The 17051-nt window shown below is 63.5% G+C and carries 13 protein-coding genes; 9 read left to right on the plus strand and 4 right to left on the minus strand.

The annotated features are described in order from the left end of the window. Window positions 1–25 precede the first annotated feature (25 nt). From NOX35_RS19040 to hpaI, 4 genes are all read left to right on the plus strand, one after another. Window positions 26–1018 (plus strand): tripartite tricarboxylate transporter substrate binding protein, encoded by a 993-nt coding sequence (locus tag NOX35_RS19040; protein WP_182283686.1) that lies wholly within the window; start codon window positions 26–28, stop codon window positions 1016–1018. A gap of 109 nt (window positions 1019–1127) precedes the next feature. Continuing rightward, on the plus strand, window positions 1128–2282 hold the full coding sequence (locus tag NOX35_RS19045; protein ID WP_256494360.1) for an exo-alpha-sialidase: 1155 nt from the start codon (window positions 1128–1130) through the stop codon (window positions 2280–2282). After that, entirely contained in the window at window positions 2279–3241 is a 963-nt protein-coding gene (locus tag NOX35_RS19050; RefSeq protein ID WP_256494363.1) for a D-isomer specific 2-hydroxyacid dehydrogenase family protein, read from the plus strand. The genes NOX35_RS19045 and NOX35_RS19050 overlap by 4 nt, the downstream gene beginning before the upstream one ends. A 63-nt stretch (window positions 3242–3304) precedes the next feature. After that, entirely contained in the window at window positions 3305–4108 is an 804-nt protein-coding gene (gene hpaI / locus NOX35_RS19055) for a 4-hydroxy-2-oxoheptanedioate aldolase (protein WP_182283689.1), read from the plus strand. A 170-nt stretch (window positions 4109–4278) separates the two neighbouring features. On the opposite strand, the gene NOX35_RS19060 is transcribed toward hpaI, so the two are convergent. From NOX35_RS19060 to NOX35_RS19070, 3 genes are all read right to left on the minus strand, one after another. After that, window positions 4279–6885 (minus strand): EAL domain-containing protein, encoded by a 2607-nt coding sequence (locus tag NOX35_RS19060; RefSeq protein ID WP_182283690.1) that lies wholly within the window; start codon window positions 6883–6885, stop codon window positions 4279–4281. A gap of 258 nt (window positions 6886–7143) precedes the next feature. Beyond that, on the minus strand, window positions 7144–8058 hold the full coding sequence (locus NOX35_RS19065; RefSeq protein ID WP_182283691.1) for an EamA family transporter: 915 nt from the start codon (window positions 8056–8058) through the stop codon (window positions 7144–7146). Between the two features lie 124 nt (window positions 8059–8182). Then, complete coding sequence (locus NOX35_RS19070; protein ID WP_182283692.1) at window positions 8183–8737, minus strand: hypothetical protein; 555 nt, start codon at window positions 8735–8737, stop codon at window positions 8183–8185. A 94-nt stretch (window positions 8738–8831) separates the two neighbouring features. Between NOX35_RS19070 and NOX35_RS19075 the strand changes: the two genes are divergently transcribed. After that, the gene (locus NOX35_RS19075; protein ID WP_003069365.1) at window positions 8832–9185 is read left to right on the plus strand and encodes a hypothetical protein; all 354 of its coding nucleotides are present in this window, start codon (window positions 8832–8834) and stop codon (window positions 9183–9185) included. Between the two features lie 58 nt (window positions 9186–9243). Here NOX35_RS19075 and pmbA read toward each other — a convergent pair whose 3' ends face one another. Then, the gene (pmbA, locus tag NOX35_RS19080; RefSeq protein WP_182283693.1) at window positions 9244–10665 is read right to left on the minus strand and encodes a metalloprotease PmbA; all 1422 of its coding nucleotides are present in this window, start codon (window positions 10663–10665) and stop codon (window positions 9244–9246) included. 65 nt (window positions 10666–10730) lie between these two features. On the opposite strand from pmbA, the gene yjgA reads away from it, so the two are divergent. The 4 genes from yjgA to NOX35_RS19100 all read left to right on the plus strand — a co-directional run bounded on the left by yjgA (window position 10731) and on the right by NOX35_RS19100 (window position 16977). Further along, window positions 10731–11414 carry a ribosome biogenesis factor YjgA gene (yjgA, locus tag NOX35_RS19085; protein WP_043004782.1) on the plus strand — a complete coding sequence of 228 codons (684 nt, stop codon included), beginning with the start codon at window positions 10731–10733 and terminating at the stop codon, window positions 11412–11414. Next, entirely contained in the window at window positions 11407–12018 is a 612-nt protein-coding gene (gene mog / locus NOX35_RS19090) for a molybdopterin adenylyltransferase (RefSeq protein WP_256494364.1), read from the plus strand. Before yjgA ends, mog begins: the two co-directional genes overlap by 8 nt. Before the next feature lie 362 nt (window positions 12019–12380). After that, window positions 12381–13589: an ABC transporter substrate-binding protein gene (locus NOX35_RS19095; RefSeq protein ID WP_256494365.1), complete on the plus strand. Its 1209-nt coding sequence runs from the start codon at window positions 12381–12383 to the stop codon at window positions 13587–13589. A 538-nt stretch (window positions 13590–14127) separates the two neighbouring features. After that, window positions 14128–16977, plus strand: coding sequence for an ImpA family metalloprotease (locus tag NOX35_RS19100; RefSeq protein ID WP_256494366.1), 2850 nt, complete (start codon window positions 14128–14130; stop codon window positions 16975–16977). Window positions 16978–17051: the final 74 nt, after the last annotated feature.

Here is a 17051-nt window from a genome sequence, read left to right on the forward strand (position 1 = left end):
AACCATTCGCAACAGGAGACAAACCATGAGCAAATCCCGATACCTCACCCGCAGGCCCGTGCTGGGCGCGCTGGCAGCACTGGCCCTGGCCGGTGCCATGCCGCTGGCACAGGCGCAGGGCAACTTCCCGAGCAAGCCCATCACCTTTGTGGTGCCCTATCCTGCGGGCGGCGCCAATGACATGCTGGGGCGGCTGGTGGGCCAGAAGATGGGCGAGGTATTGGGAACCGCAAGCGTGGTGGACAACCGGCCCGGTGCCGGGGCCTTGCTGGGCGCGGGCATCGTGGCGCGCGCGCCGGCCGACGGCTACACACTGCTCGTCGGTGGCCTGGCCACGCACGCCGCCAGCCCGCATCTGATCAAGACCGAGTACGACCCCGTCAAGGACTTCGAGCCCATCGGCATGATCGGCAGCGCCCCCATCATCGCCATCACCGCCAACGACTCGCCCTACAAGTCGCTCAAGGATGTGGTGGAAGCGGCCCGCAAGGACCCTCAGGCCGTGATGTACGGCTCCTCGGGCAATGGCTCGCCGCTGCATCTGGCCGGCGAGCTGTTCGTGTCCATCGCCAAGGTCCCCATGACCCATGTTCCCTACAAGGGCGGCAACGCCCATATCGTGGATCTGATCGGCGGGCGCATTCCGGTCATCTTCGATACCGCCACCAACTCCATGCCGCTGCTGCGCGGTGGCAAGGTGCGTGCCCTGGCCGTGGGCTCCGCCAGCCGCCTGCCGGAACTGCCCAATGTGCCGACCTTCGCCGAAGCCGGCTACCCGCAGTTCGAGTTCTCGGCCTGGTATGCGCTGTTTGCACCGTCCAAGACCAGCGCCGATGTCAGCGCCAAGCTCTCGGGCGCACTGGCCAAGGCCCTCAAGCAGCCCGAAGTGGCCTCCAAGCTACGGGATCTGGGCGTGACCCCGGGCAGCGGCGATGCCGCGGAGCTGCGCGCCTTTGTGCCCCGTGAATACCAGCGCGTGGGCGGCCTCATCAAGACCGCGAAAATCAAAGCTGATTGACCCCATCATCTCCCGAGCGGTGATGCAGCCTGTCCCTTTCTCGCTTCGCGGCAGAGGGACAGCGCCCACTCCCCGACCGCAAAGAGTCATGAAAGACCAAGGAAAACCAATGCTTGATGGATTGCTGCGCCCACACCCCGAAGACCCGGGCCGCCTGGTGGCGGACCTGCCCTCGCCCTGTGTGCAGGCCCATGCCGCCAATCTGATGGTGCTCGACGACGGCAGCCTGGGCTGCGTGTGGTTCGGCGGCTCCATGGAGGGCCGCTCCGACATCTCGGTCTACATGTCGCGTCTCGCACCCGCAGCCGCGCAGTGGTCCGAGCCCATCCAGCTCTCGCACGACGCCGAGCGCTCGGAACAGAACCCGTTGCTGTTTCCCGCGCCGGGCGGCGCACTGTGGCTGCTGCATACCGCCCAGCACTCGGGGCACCAGAACACCTCCGTGGTGCGCCGGCGCCTGTCCCGTGACCAGGGCCTGAGCTGGGAGCCCACCGAGACGCTGGCCGATGCGCCGGCTGGCACTTTCGTGCGCCAGCCCATCCACGTCCACACGGACGGCAGCTGGCTGCTGCCGGTCTTCCACTGCCGCGCCCAGCCGGGCCAGGCCTGGGATGGCAGCCACGACGACAGCGGCCTGCTGCGCTCCGCAGATCAGGGACGCAGCTGGCAGCGCATTGCCGTGCCCGGCAGCGTGGGCTGTGTACACATGAACATCGTGCCGGCCTCCGACGGCGGCCTGCTGGCATTCTTTCGCAGCCGCTGGGCCGACCATGTCTACCGCAGCCGCAGCGACGACGGCGGCCTGAGCTGGCAGGAGCCCGAGGCCACGGAGCTGCCGAACAACAACTCATCCATCCAGGCCTTGCGCCTGGCCGACGGGCGTCTGGCCATGATTTTCAACGCCAGCAGCGCCGCCGATGCCACGGAGCGGCGCGAGTCGCTGTATGACGAGCTGGGCGACAGCTCGGCAACACCGGCAAAGGCTGCGGCCGGCGAGCGCCGCGCCTTCTGGGGCGCACCGCGTGCGCCCATGACGCTGGCCCTGTCGGCCGACGACGGCCTGAGCTGGCCCTGGCAACGCAACCTCGAGGTGGGTGACGGCTGGTGCATGAGCAATGATTCCGAACGCGGCCGCAACCGCGAATATTCCTACCCCTCCATCCGCCAGGGTGCCGACGGCGCGCTGCATCTGGCCTATACCGTGTTCCGCCAGCATATCCGTCATGTGCGCGTGCAGCCGGACTGGGTGAACGAACAAGCATGACCTCCACCTCCACTTCATTCAATGTTCTCGTCACCGCCGAGCACTGGGCACCCGAAGCCCAGGCCGTGGTGCAGCAAGCCGGCGGACAGATCCATTTCATGGCCGAGCCCATCACTGCGGAAAGCCTGGCCCAGCAACTGGCGCAGACCAGTGCCCAGGCCCTGGTGCTGCGCGGCTCCAAGCCTGTGAGCGCCGCCGTGCTGCAGGCAGCCCCCGCCTTGCGCATCGTGGCCAAGAACGGGGCCGGCGTGGACAGCGTGGACATGGAAGCCGCGCGCGCCCAAGGCGTGGCCGTGGCCGTGGCACAGGCCGCCAATGCCCCAGCCGTTGCCGAGCATGCACTGGCGCTGATGCTGGCGCTGGTGCGCCAGTTGCATCAGCTGGACCAGCAGGTGCGCGCTGGCGGCTGGGCCGGCAGCAACTGGCAGGGCCGCGACTTCCGCGGCTCCACGGTGGGCATCGTCGGTTATGGTGCCATCGGCCGCGCCACCGCGCAGCTGGCTGCAGCCCTGGGCGCCAAGGTGCTGGTGCTGCGCCCCGCAGGCCAGGCAGATGACTTTGACTGCGAGCCCGATCTGCGCCAGCTGCTGCCCCGCGTAGACATCCTGAGCCTGCACTGCCCGCTGACCGAGCGCAGCCGCGGCATGATAGGCGTGAACGAACTGGCGCTGCTGCGCCCCGGCAGCCTGCTGATCAACACCGCACGCGGCCCCGTGGTCGACGAGGCCGCTCTGCTGGCGGCACTGCAAAGCGGCCACCTCGGCGGCGCCGGCCTCGACACCTTCGACACCGAGCCGCTGCCCCAGGGCCACCCGCTGGCCCGGCTGCCGCAGGTGCTGCTGACGCCGCATGTGGCCGGCGTGACGCGCCAGGCAGCGCTGCGCGTGGCGACGCTGACCGCCGCCAATATCGTCGACCACCTGGCAGGCAGGCCACTGCCCGCCGGCCACCTGCTGTGAGCCCAAGCCTCCTGCATCGCCGTGGCCCCATCCCACGCCATGAATAGTCAAACCGAGAAAAGCATGCCTGCATACAACCCGTTCAAGACCGCCCTCTGCGCCCGCCAACCCCAGATCGGGCTGTGGCTGTCCATGGCCGACCCCTATCTGGCCGAAGCGGCCGCCACCACGGGCTACGACTGGCTGCTGATCGACGGCGAGCATGCACCCAACGATCTGCGCAGCACCCTGGCCGCCCTGCAGGCTGTGGCCCCGCACCCGGTCCAGCCGGTGGTGCGCGTGGTGGAAGGCAGCACGGCCCTGATCAAGCAGATGCTGGACATAGGCGTCAAGACCCTGCTCGTGCCCATGGTGGACACGGCAGACCAGGCCCGGACCATTGTGGCCGCCACGCAATACCCGCCCATGGGCGTGCGCGGCGTCGGCAGCGCCGTGGGACGTGCCTCTCGGTGGAGCAGCCGCGCCGACTACCTGAATGTGGCCGACGACGAGATCTGCCTGCTGGTGCAGGCCGAGACCACCACGGCCCTGCAGAATCTCGAAGCCATCTGCGCCGTGGACGGCGTGCATGGCGTCTTCATAGGCCCGGCCGACCTCGCGGCCTCCATGGGCCACCGCGGCAACCCCGGCCACCCCGAAGTGCAGGCCGCCATCGAGGCAGCGATGCGGACCATTGTTGCCAGCGGCAAGGCGGCAGGTACCTTGACCTCGGACCCCGCGCTGGCACAGCGCTACCTGAATCTGGGCTGCAGCTTTGTGGCCGTGGGTGTGGACGTGCTGATGTTCGTGAACGCTGCGCGCAAGCTGCGCAACCAGTTCGCCGGCTCCACGGTGGCGGCCCCGGCACGGCCAGGAGCCGCCTACTGAAGCCTTGAAGCACCACGCAGAAGCTGCAACCACGCTCGCATATGCTGACGAAGATGCCGCACAGCCGCCAAAGCCAGGGCAGCATAACAATGCGCGTGGCCTCTCAGCCACATCTGCACATCACTTAATCGCTGCCGCAGCGATCCGTTCCGAACTTCTGCACGGCAAGTTCATGCGGCGACGGCGTCTGGCGCGGTCGGCACCGGGGAAGCCGGGTTGGCAGCCAACCAATGCTCAAACTCCTTCGGTGCCAGCGGCCGGGCGAACAGAAAGCCTTGCGCCACCGGGTAGCCCTGCTCGCACAGCATCACGCTCTGCGTCGGTGTCTCCACGCCTTCCGCCACCACGGTCAGGTGCAGACTCTTGCCAATGCCCAAAATGGCACTGCTCAACGCCCGCGCCGCCTCGTCATGTTCAAGATCGGCCACGAAGCTGCGATCCAGCTTGAGTTCGCTGACCGGCAGACGGCGCAGATAGCTGAGGCTGGAATAGCCGGTGCCGAAGTCATCCATGGACAGGCGCACGCCATGCGCATGAACCTCGTTGATGGTCTTCATGGTGCTGGGGTTGGTGTCCAGCAGAATGCTTTCCGTCAGCTCCAGGGTCAGGTCCTGCGGCACCAGATCGTTGCGGTCCAGCGTATCGGCGATCATCCGTGGCAGATCCAGGTTGTGAAAGCTCGAAGGCGACAGATTCACCGACACTGCGGGGACCTCCATCCCCTTGGCGCGCCACTGCGACAGCTGGCGGCAGGCCTCCTCCAGTGCCCAGCTGCCCAGGTCGGCAATCAGCCCGCACTCTTCGGCCAGCGGGATGAAGCGGGCTGGCGAAATCTCGCCCAGCTCGGCATGGGTCCAGCGCGCCAGGGCCTCCACGCCATACAGACGGCCGGTGGCCATTTCGATCTGGGGCTGATAGTGCAGGCGCAGACCACCGCTTTTGAGTGCCTTGCGCAGCGCCGTCTCCAATGCCAGACGCTCCTGGGCCAAGCGGTTCATTTCGCTGCTGAAGAAACAGAAACGGCCGCGCCCCTTGCTCTTGGCCTGGTACATGGCCATGTCGGCACGGTGCACCAGGGTCTCCATATCCCGTCCGTCCATGGGAAACATTGCAATGCCCACGCTGGCAGATATGGCCAGCGAGGTGTCGGCAATATTCAGGGGCTCCGCCAGCGACTCCTGCAGGCGTTCGATGGTATTGGCAACATGCTCCGCATCGCATTGCGGCAGCACGGCAACAAACTCGTCACCCGACAAACGCCCGGCAATATCGGAGCTGCGCAGCACGCGCTGCAATCGCGTCGCGACATTGCGCAGCAATTCATCCCCCACAGGATGACCCAGAGAGTCATTGACCTGCTTGAACCGGTCCAGGTCGATGAACAGCACCGCCAGCTGTTCGTCATTGCCGGCAGCTGACGCAATCGCCTGATCGGCCTTGGCCTGCAGCAGGCTTCGATTGGGCAATCCGGTCAGTCCGTCGTAGAAAGCCAGCTGACGAATGCGCGCGCGCGACAGCTCACGCTCCAGCGCCAGGGCGCACAGATGGATACAGGCATCCACCAGTTGCTGGTGAAAAGCCGAGGCATCCCCGGTCAGCTGCTCCCGGTAATAGAACGCGAAAGTACCGATCGGCTTGCCACCGCTGTTGCAGATGGGAGTGGACCAGCAGGCCTTGAACCCCAGCGGCAGGATCAGGTGCTTGAAATCCGTCCACAACGGATCATGTGCAATATCGTCCACCAGCACCGGCGCGTTGCGCCAGGCCGCCGTTCCGCAGGAGCCCACATTCGGCCCTATGGCCACCCCGTCCAGCAGAGCTGAATAAGAATGCGGCAGGCTTGGTCCAGCCAGCGGATGGAGCAGCCCCTGGGCATCCACCTCGAGAATCGATGCCGTCACCTCCGGAGCAATCCTCTCGACCTCCAGGCACACCATCTCCAGCACCTCCACCAGCGGCCGCTCGCGCGCCATGGCTTCCAGCACGCGGTGCTGCAAGGCCTCATGCATCTTGGACCGCGTGATATCGGTCAGCATCGAAACCGTGTATTGCCAGCGCCCGTCCGCGTCGAGGATGGGGTTGCTGATGACCTTGGCCCAGTAGCGCTGTCCATGCTTGCCGACCACGATTTCCTCACGCCCCACAGGCTGGCCGGCGCGCAATTCCGAGCGATAGTGGTCCACAAAGGCCTCGGACGCCTGAGGAGCCAGCAAGGCAATCGGCATGCGGCCCGCGACCTCCTCGGTGCGCCAGCCGAACATGCGCGTAAAGCCGCCGTTGACATGCACGATGCGTGAGCTTCCGTCACTGATGACTACTGCCGTGTCGGAGGCATCGGCCACCAGGGACAAGCGACGCAAGTGCTCCTGCTGCGCCTGCTCCCGGGCTCGCCGCTGCGTGACGTCGGTAGCGATCTTCAGAATATGCATCACCCGGCCCTGGGCATCCATCACTGGTGAATAGGTAGCCTCCAGCCAGCAACTGCTGCCATCGCTGCGTAGTCGCTCCACCACTCCGGAGTAGGCATTGCCTGCGCACAGATGCGTCCAGATTTCCCGATACCTGGCACTGTCGGCCAGACGCGCAGAGCAAAAGCTGCGATGTGGGCGGCCCAGAGACTGCTCACGCGTAAACCCCATTAGCTGCAAATAGTTGTCATTGGCACGTTGCAATGACCCATCCAGGCCAAATTCAGCCATGGCCATGACCCTGTCCAAAGCCTGCAGCTGGGCCAGCTGCAGCTCAGGAGGCATCGCGCCAATATCTCCCTCTCGCATCATCATTCCTTTGCATATTCGCATCCCAGGCCGGCTCAAATCCGGAATGGAAAAGTCATGCTTTTATCTGGATGCAGGCAATAATAATGACGAAAACGAGATTGGATATTCGTGATTCAGGCCAAGTGTTCAAAAAAAATCGTTCGGCAACAGCTATTGACTTGCGAGCCTGTGCTGCGCTGGCAAAGTGCTCTGCCGGGCAGTCACAGGCCGCTCCGGCAAAGCAGCGGTGTGCCCTGCTATCAGCCAGCCAGTGTCTCAGCGTCGCCATTTGCCGCCAAACTGGTTGACCACCATGCCCAGCAGAACGCCCAGCGTACCCAGCCATTGCAGGCCATTGGGCGCCTCTCCCAGCAGCAGCATGGCCGACAGCAGACCGATCACCGGCACCAGCAGCGACAAAGGGGCCACGGTGCTGGCCGCATAGCGCTGCAGCAACCGCGTCCACAGACCATAGCCCAGCAGGGTGGACAAGAAAGCCAGATAGGCGATCACCCCAAGCTCGCTCCAGCCTATGGACTGCAGCTGCGAAGCCACCGAATCCGCACCATCCACCCACAGGGACAGCAACAGCAGCGGCAGCATGGGGAAAACGCTGGTCCAGACGATGAAGGACACCGGCTCATACGAGCCTTGCTTGGCCGCCATCCGCGTCAGCAGGTTCGAGCCGGCCCACATGGCAGCGGCGCCCACGGTCAGCACAAAACCGATCAGCGTCATATCCGATGTCCCCTCACCATGGGCTGCACCGATCAGCAGCAGTCCGGCAAGAGCGATGAGCAAGCCCAGCCATTGCCAGCGCTGCGGTTTCTCGTGCAAGAACGCAGCCGCCAGCAACATGGTGATGAAGGCCTGGGTCTGAAGCACCACGGATGCCATGCCGGCAGGCATGCCCAGCTTCATGCCGGTGAACAGCAGGCCGAATTGCCCAACCCCTTGCACCAGACCGTAGGCGGCCAGCAGAACCCAGGAAAGATTTTTGGGCGGGCGCACGAACAGCAGAAATGGCAGCGATGCCGCGGCAAAGCGCAGCGCGCACAGCAGCAGGGGCGAGAGCTTGGCCAGCCCCCACTTCATGACCACGAAATTGAGACCCCAGACCACGATGACGATGATGGCGCTGAGCCAGTCCGGACGGCTCATGCCGGAGGTGGGCGAGGATGCAGAACTCATGACACTGACGACTGTTATTGGGTTTTCTGGATCAAGCCCTCTAGTATGACTCGCCCTCCGCCAAGCTGGCGGCGGCGGGGGCAAATCGAACACCGGCGCCGGTTGCCCACCGCAGACGAGGCTCTCACTTGAGCAGATAGCGATCCATCTTGATCGGCAGCATGAGCAAGGCCTTGAAGACATACAGGACGATCAGCGTGCCGGTGAAATCTCCCAGCAGCATCACCAGAAGCTGGTCCAGCTGGAAGCCATCGCCGATGACCACGGACCATGCCTGATGCAGCAAGGCATTGCTCAGCCCGTAGATGGCACTGAGCCAGAGCAGGCGCTGCGGCGTCAGATCACTGAGGGATCGGCCCAGCCCCATCCATTTGCGGGCGGCACAATAGGTGCCGTAGGGGGCCAGCGTGGCCATGACGCCGCCCGCAAACGCACGCAGTCCGTCATCCGGGAAGAAGTAAAAGCCGCAGACCAGCCAGGACACGACGAAGAGCCCGACCACGCCCGCTTCTGCAAACAAAAGGGTGCACAGCAAACGCACACCTGCAGGCAGGTAAATCCAGTTGACGCCCCGGACAAACTCCAGTTCGGAGAAAATCCATTGATTCAAGGCCAGCATCGCCAGGAACAGCAAAGCCGTGATAACCGCCACCGAAAATTGCGTCCAAATGTTCTTCATACGCTGCCGCCGCCCCTGTTCACTGTCTGCGCAGTATTATGAGCGCCGTTGATTCGTTCCTCATTAGCGACGCGTCGTCTGTTTTTGCCTTCCCATGCCAAAGTCCCTGTCTGCCGATATCTATTTACGCTTTCTGCACCTGGCAGCGACCATCCGCAACCTGCCAGTGCTGCCCGCACTGGATCCACTGGAGGAACGCCTGCTGGAGCAAATCGCCAATGCCGGCACGCGCCAGGAGCGTCTTTGCGTCCGGGACTTGATGGCCCAGCGTGAACTGGGGTCTCCGGCCACGATTCACACCCGTCTGAAGTCCATGCGCCAAAAAGGCTGGATTTTGCTGGCCGATACCGAGGATGCCAGGCGCAAGCAGATCGAGCTCAGTGCCGACGCGCACAAGCATTTCGAGAAACTCTCGCACTGCATAGTTCAGGCCGCGGCCGAGAGCTGATGCAGAAATGAAAAAAGCAGCCACCGGGCTGCTTTTTCCATGGAGCGATCGACAGCGATCAGCTGCCTGCCACCTTCATGCGATTGATCAGCATGGAGCCCACGGTCTTGGCACCGTAGTTGTAGGCGTCGGCTCCGATGGCCTCGATGCCCTTGAACATGGTCTTGAGGTTGCCTGCAATCGTGATTTCGTCCACGGGGAAGGCGATCTCGCCGTTCTCCACCCAGAAACCGCTGGCGCCACGCGAATAGTCGCCGGTCACATAGTTCACGCCCTGGCCCATCAGCTCGACCACGAACAGACCCGTGCCCAGCTTCTTGAGCATGGCGTCCAGATCGTCGCCCGCCTTGGTGCGGCGCGAAGTCATGACCAGATTGTGCGAACCGCCGGCATTGCCCGTGGTCTTCATGCCCAGCTTGCGCGCCGAGTAGCTGGACAGGAAATAGCCTTCCACGCGGCCGGCATCCACCACCTTGCGGGCCTGCACGCGCACGCCTTCCTCGTCGAAGGGCGAGCTGCCCTTGCCGCCCAGCACGAAGGGGTCTTCCTCGATGTCGATGTGCTTGGGGAAGATAGGCTTGCCCATGGAGTCCAGCAGGAACGTGCTCTTGCGATACAGCGCGCTGCCGCTGACGGCCTGCACAAAGCTGCCCAGCAGGCCGGCGGCCAGGGGCGACTCGAACAGCACCGGGCATTCGGTGGTCGGAATCTTGCGGCTGCCCAGACGGCTCAGCGTGCGCTCTGCGGCATAGCGGCCCACGGCCTCGGGCGAGGCCAGATCGGCCGCATTGCGCATGGAGCTGTACCAGTAGTCGCGCTGCATCTCGCCATTCTTGCCGGGCAGCTTGGCGATGGGCGCCACCGACATGCTGTGGCGCGAGCTGGCATAGCCGCCGCGAAAACCGTTGGTATGGGCCGTGAAGAAATGGCTTTGCTGGGCCGAGACGCCCGCGCCTTCGCTGTTGCTCACGCGGCGGTGGGTCTTGAAGGCGGCCTGCTCGCAGCGCAGCGCCATCTCGGCGGCCTGCTCGCTGGTGATGTCCCAGGGGTGGAACAGCTCCAGATCACGGTGCGTGCCGGGCAGCGCGATATCGGCGCTGTCGGGCAGGCGGGCAAACGGGTCTTCGGCCGTGAAGCGCGCGATGTCGTAGGCGGCCTGCACGGTCTGCTTGATGGCGGCCTCGGAGAAGTCCGAGGTGCTGGCATTGCCCCGGCGCTGGCCCAGATAGACGGTCACGCCCAGCGATTTGTCGCGGTTGCGCTCCACGGTCTCCAGCTGGCCCTTGCGCACGCTGACCGACAGGCCGCAGCCTTCGGAAGCCTCGGCGCCTGCGTCCGTCGCACCCAGCTTCTTGGCGTGCTGCAGAGCCTGGTCCACCAGCCCCTCGAAAAAGGCTTGGCTGAAGCTGAAACCGGCTTGCGGTGCGGATTGGGCCTGTGCACTGGAAGTGCTTGTATTGCTGGAGCGAGGTTTTTTCATAGCGGCGGATATGATAGCCGCCACTGCGGCGCCCTCTGCGCTGCCACCGATATTGCCCCCTTACCATGTCACGCAAACCTACCAAAGGCTATTTTGTTCGCGGAAAGTTCGTTGCCGAAGGCAGCGAGCTGGACCTTGAGCTGAAGGCCGAACTCAAAGGCACTTACGACTCCACCAAGACCGACCTCAAGCGCGAAAGCGATGCGCTGCAGGATCTGGGCAAGGAGCTGATGACGCTGCGCAGCGACCTCTTCAAGCGCCTGCAACTGTCAGACCAACTGATCGACGCGCTGGCCGAGGCCAAGCGCATCACCAACTTCGAAGGCAAGCGCCGCCAGCTCCAGTACGTGGGCAAGCTCATGCGCAAGCTGACGCCTGAACAGGTCGCGGCCGTCAAGCAGGCGCTGGACGAGCAGCGCAATGGCTCGGCCAGCGAAAAAATGTCGCTGCAAGTGGCCGAGCAATGGCGCGACCGCCTGATCGTCGAGGAAGCGGCCCTGTCCATCTGGCTGGAGCATTTCCCCGGCTCCGATGTGCAACAGCTGCGCTCGCTGATCCGCCAGTCGCGCAAGGACATCGAGAAAGCCAAGGAACAAGCTGCCGCAGCGGCCGCTGCAGCCGGCCCCGATGCCGAGCCCAAGGAAGTCAGCAAGGGCCGCGCCTACCGCGACCTGTTCCAGCTGGTGCGCGAGCAACTGGCCAGCGCCGGCAAGGCCGATGCGGCCGCCGAGGACGACGGCGATGAGTGATGCGCCCGTATATCTTCACGATGCCGTGAAGATCGGCATTGTCTCCATCAGCGACCGCGCCAGCAGCGGCGTCTATGAAGACAAGGGCCTGCCCGCGCTGCAGGACTGGCTGAGCCGCGCGCTCAAGAACCCCATCCAGTTCGAGCCTCGCCTGATTCCCGACGAGCAGGCCGGCATCAGCGCGGCGCTGATCGAGCTGGTCGATGCGGGCTGCAGCCTGGTGCTGACCACCGGCGGCACCGGCCCCGCGCTGCGCGATGTGACGCCCGAGGCCACTTTGGCCGTGGCCCACAAGGAGATGCCGGGCTTTGGCGAGCAGATGCGCCAGATCAGCCTGGCCTTTGTGCCCACGGCCATCCTCTCACGTCAGGTGGCGGTGATACGCGGCAGCAGCCTGATCATCAATCTGCCGGGCCAGCCCAAGGCGATTGCCGAGACGCTGGAAGGCCTCAAGGACGCGGACGGCAAGCAAAAGGTCAACGGCATTTTTGCCGCCGTGCCCTATTGCATCGACCTGATCGGCGGCCCCTATCTCGAGACCCATGACGAGATCTGCAAGGCCTTCCGCCCCAAGACCGCGATGCGCGCGCCTCGCACGGCATAGCCTGCAGCGCCAGGTGCAATCCCTGCCAAAACATCCACCAAAGCAGCCTACGGGCTGCTTTTTTCATGGCACGGACGCGGCCTGAATCTCCAGGATTTCTCTCTGCGGAAGCTATCAAAATAAAAGCTAATTGCGCTCTTCATTCATGCATTTCAGACTTAAAACCATCCGAAACCAAACAATGACAGTCGTAAACAGCTATTGAATTAACCGAAGTCCTTGGGATTTCCCGCAAGTGCTTGCCCCGATGCCAGACGCAATCGCCGCCCCTAGCATGTTTGCTGCGATGCAGCGACGGCGGCCACCCGCCGACCGGACGCTGCACGCCCTCTCCACATTTCTCATAATTTTCAGGAGACTCCATGCATCGCTTGTCCCAGTCTGCGCCCACTGCTTCCCTGCTGGCTCTCGCCCTGACGGCGGCCTTCGCGGCTCCCGCCATGGCACAGGAAAAAGTCAAGATCGGCTTCATCACCGACATGTCCAGCCTTTATGCCGATGTGGAAGGCAAGAACGGTGCCGTTGCCATACAGATGGCAATTGACGACTTTGGCGGCAAGGTGCTGGGCAAGCCCATCGAGCTGCTCACGGCCGACCACCAGAACAAGGCCGATATCGCGGCCAGCAAGGCCCGCGAATGGATAGACACGCAAGGCATCAGCCTGGTGTTCGGCGGCACCAACTCCGCCACAGCCCTGGCCATAGCCAAGGTCGCCCAGGAGAAGAAGCGCGTCTTTATCGACAATGGCGCGGGCAGCTCGGCCCTGACCAATGAGCAGTGCAGCCCCTATACCGTGCACTACGCTTTCGATACCGTGGCCCTGGCCAAGGGCACAGGCGGCGCCGTGGTGGACACGGGCGGCAAGAGCTGGTTCTTCGTGACGGCCGACTATGCCTTCGGCCATGCCCTGGAAGCCGACACCAGCAAGATCATCGAAGCGCGCGGCGGCAAGGTGCTGGGCTCGGTCAAGACGCCACTCAACGCCAGCGACTTCTCCAGCTTCATGCTGCAGGCACAGAACAGCAAGGCGCAGATTCTGGGCCTGGCCAATGCGGGCGGAGACACCATCAACTCCATCAAGGCGGCCAAGGAGTTCGGCGTCACCAAGAACATGAAGCTGGCCGGCCTGCTGGTCTTCTTCAGCGACATCCACAGCCTGGGCCTGAAGAACACCGAAGGCATGCAGTTCACCGCCCCCTGGTACTGGGACATGAACGATGGCTCGCGCAAGTTTGCCGATGCCTTCATGGCCAAGACCCAGCGCCGCCCCAGCGAGATCCAGGCCGCCGACTACTCGGCCACCATGAACTACCTCAAGGCCGTGGAAAAAGCCGGCACGCTGGATGCCGACAAGGTCATGGCCACCTTGAAGAGCACCAAGATCGACGACTTCTTCGGCCAGGGCTACATCCGCGAAGACGGCCGCTATGTGCACGATATGTACCTGATGCAGGTCAAGTCGCCAGCGGAATCCAAGGGCACCTGGGACTATTACAAGATCATCAAGAAACTGCCTGCCGATCAGATCTGGACCACCAAGGCGGAAAGCAAATGCCAGTACTGGCGATAAAGCCGATTGCACGGGCAGAACAAGATGGGAGCTCAGGCTCCCATTTTCTTTCCCACCATGAGCAGCGCGATCAGCAGGCCAGGATTGCCCCCTAGCCCTGAAACCAGCGCACGCAAAGTATCCAACCAGCGAATTACTCACATATTTAAAACATAAATTACAAAATAAAACATATAGATTTCTCATTCTGTTCTTTAGCTATTTATTTGATAGCTTCAGATGCTCTGCAGTCATCGCATTTATTTAATTTTTATCAATAAAATTAATACCATACTCAGAACGCAGAAGTCATTATCAAAACACCTGAATGTGTTTTATTTCGTGGTCTAGGCTTGTGCTGCGTCAATAACTGTCTGCTGGGCCATCCCGGGGTCGGGGCAATCTCCATGAGCCATGATTCATGACGCTCTCGGGCAAGGCTACACTGCGCCGCGCTTTATCGGCTTTACGCCTGTCTCACTACCTAAAAGAAGGTAGTTTTCTTGACCCGTAATAACGCAGCAAGACTGCAAGTTACGGCGCCCTGACCTCCAAACTCATGTTTCCTCGCTGGACTCTGACTCTCCTGGCAAGCCTTGCCCTGACCGCCTGCGGCGGTGGTTCTGGTGATTCCTCACCCTCCACGCCCCCCGTCACCGAAACCCCTGTACAACCCGGCACTCCGGGCGTCACGCCTCCCGAGGTCGCACCTCCTGAAGTCGATCCGCCTGCGGTGCTGCCACCGACCACCGAGCCGCCGACCAGCAGCCGCATAGAACAGGCATTGCTTGCCGGCGACAGCCGCCTGCTGCAGGCCGAAGATCAAACGGAGCTGCTGCAATCGGCCACGCAGCTGATCCAGCAAACCCGGCTGCAGCAGCAAAGACTGCTCGCCCAGTTGCTGGACGACAGCACTGCCGCAGCCCTGGACTTCGGCAACAACAGCCAACGCGTCAGCCCATTGCTATCGACCAGCGCCAGCCCGCTGCTGGTGGCCAACAACGGCAATGTGCTGGCCAGCATGGCAACGGCCCAGAATGGCCGCGCCCTGGCCTATGGCAAAGACCTGATGGGACAGCTGGCCACGGCCTCGGGCGCCAATCAGGCGCAGTTGCCTCTGTTCAGGCGCAGCTTCACCTGGCTTGCCACCGGCAAGGCGCAAGGCCCGCTGCCGGCCACACTGCGCATGGCGGCGCAGAACTACAGCCAGGCCTCGGTCACGAATCTGGTCGCACGCCTGGGCAGCAAGGCCGAGATGGTGAACTGCGCCATCACCGACCCCGCCAACCGCTGCTGGGAAAGCATCGATGTCTTTGTCTTCGGCCAGGACACACCTTTCTCGGCTTCGCTGAGCAACCAGGTCAGCCGCTACCTGCAGGCCGGCAAGGGAGTGATCTATCTGCACAGCAACTGGGGCGACTCGGCCGGCGGCCGGCAGGTGCTTCAGGCCATGGGCATGGAGCTGGGCGGCTACGCCGGCAATTACTGGGCGCCGGCCGACGGCTACCAGATCGGCGGCAGGACCGCTGCCCAGCAGCGCCAGGCGGCCGACAGACTGGGGGCGCATGAGGCCGCGCTGGCAGCCCTGAAAAACGGCAGCAGTGCCGACTTCTCTACGGACACCAGCCTGATCAGCGCTCTCGACGGCATCCGCAACGATCTGCTGGGCCAGGAAGGCCAGGGGATCAACCTGTTTGCCGACAGCTACTACCTCAAGCCCTATATGGCCGCGCATCGCCGCCTGGTGCTCTGGGCCGATCTGGCACGCCGGCAGGTGGACTATGCCCGGGTGCGACGCTCCGATGCCAGCACCTTTTTGCGCACCATGGCGGCCGACACGCTGAGCTATGCCGTGCGCGAGCATGAAAGCACGCCGCTGAATTTTGCAGACTGGATGCCCAAGGCCTCGACCAGCCTGGTCACCAGCAACAGCTGGGAAACCATCGAGGTCACCATTGCCCAGGCCGATGGCCGCACGGCCATCGGCCGCGGCGCCGTGCCGGGCAAGACCGTGCAGGTGCAGATCGTGGATGCCGCAGATGCGGGACTGGCGCTGCGGGTGGGCAATATCCGCACGCGCGGCAATCCCCTGGCGCAGGAAAACTACACCAGGCCGCGCTTTCCGGATGGGCACCAGGCGCGCCTGAACAAGGGCCAGACGCTGAGCTACACCACGGCCTGGGGCGGCCCGCTGTTTCTCAACTACTCGGGGGCCAAGGCCGGCAGCGTGGTCACGTTGCGCGTACGCGGCAGCGTCAAATACGCACATTTCGACTTCACGCGCAATCCTGGCGCACAGGAAATCGACGAGGCAGTGCAGGCGCTGCAACGCGGCGACTTTGGCTGGCAGACCTCCAAGATGGTGGGGGGCGAGGTGCAGCAGACCATTGGCTACGCCAAAAGCGCCATCGGCAGCCACTACCCGCGCACCTATGTCGTGGAGCGCCTCAAGGGCATGATCTTCGACAGCAACCACCTGGCCAACGGCTACAACAATATGAGCGCCAGCGCCAATGTGAACAATGTCTGCGCCATGCTGGGCTGGGATTGCAGCGGCAGCATCCAGCGCGCTCCGGGCGTGCAGCATTTTGTCGGCTGGCTGGCGGCCTGCGGCTTTCTGTGCTCGGGCAATCCTTCGGACGGCGCAGCAGGCCTGGCTCCCGGCTGGGGCTGGTGGCATGAGCTCGGACACAACACCGTGATGCGCCATATGACGCTGCTGACCGACACCGACGGCCAGGGCGGCAAGAACCCTGGCGGCGGCTGCCCCGTGGAATGCGACAACAACATCCTGGCCAATGCCAGTGCCCTGCGTCAGTACGCCATCACCAACGGTGCCGAGAACAACAGCGGCGAGCGCATCGACCATAAAAAGCTCTACCTGGACATCCAGGCGGCACGCGCCACGGGCAAGAGCGGCGACGCCTTGCAGGCCGATATGTTCCAGCGCTTCTGGACGGCTGCCAAAAAGAGCGACAACGCCATGCGTGCCGTGCACTTCCAGCTGGCCTTTATCTACACCAAGGAGCGTCTGGGCCAGGGCCAGCCACAGCCTGCCGATGTGATCGACTTCCTCGGCATGCTGGGCCGTGGCGAGCGTCTGATCTTCAACGATGCGTACTGGACTGCCAACAGGAATGCGCTGGGCATGGGCAGCTATACCAAGCGCGAGATCAGCAACCATGAACTGCTGTATGTGCTGTCCAGCCGCATCATCGGCCGTGACATGCGCCAGGTCTTTGCCCACTACGGCATTCCGCTCAGCAGCACTGCGCTGGACTCGATTGCCGCCCACGGCATGCCCCAGCTCAGCCCCGAGTTCTATGCCATGGTGCCCGGCCAAGGCAACCAACTGGAGCGCGGCCAGTGGCTGAACTTGGCAGGCGGCGTCCCCGCCTACCCCTTCTGATACTCGCGTATCTCGGCACAAAAAAAGGCAAGCCCTCAAGGCTTGCCTTTTGTATTTTGATAGCTATCAGCGCT

The organism is Comamonas sp. C11, from assembly GCF_024496285.1.
Classification (GTDB): Bacteria; Pseudomonadota; Gammaproteobacteria; order Burkholderiales; family Burkholderiaceae_C; genus Comamonas; species Comamonas testosteroni_F.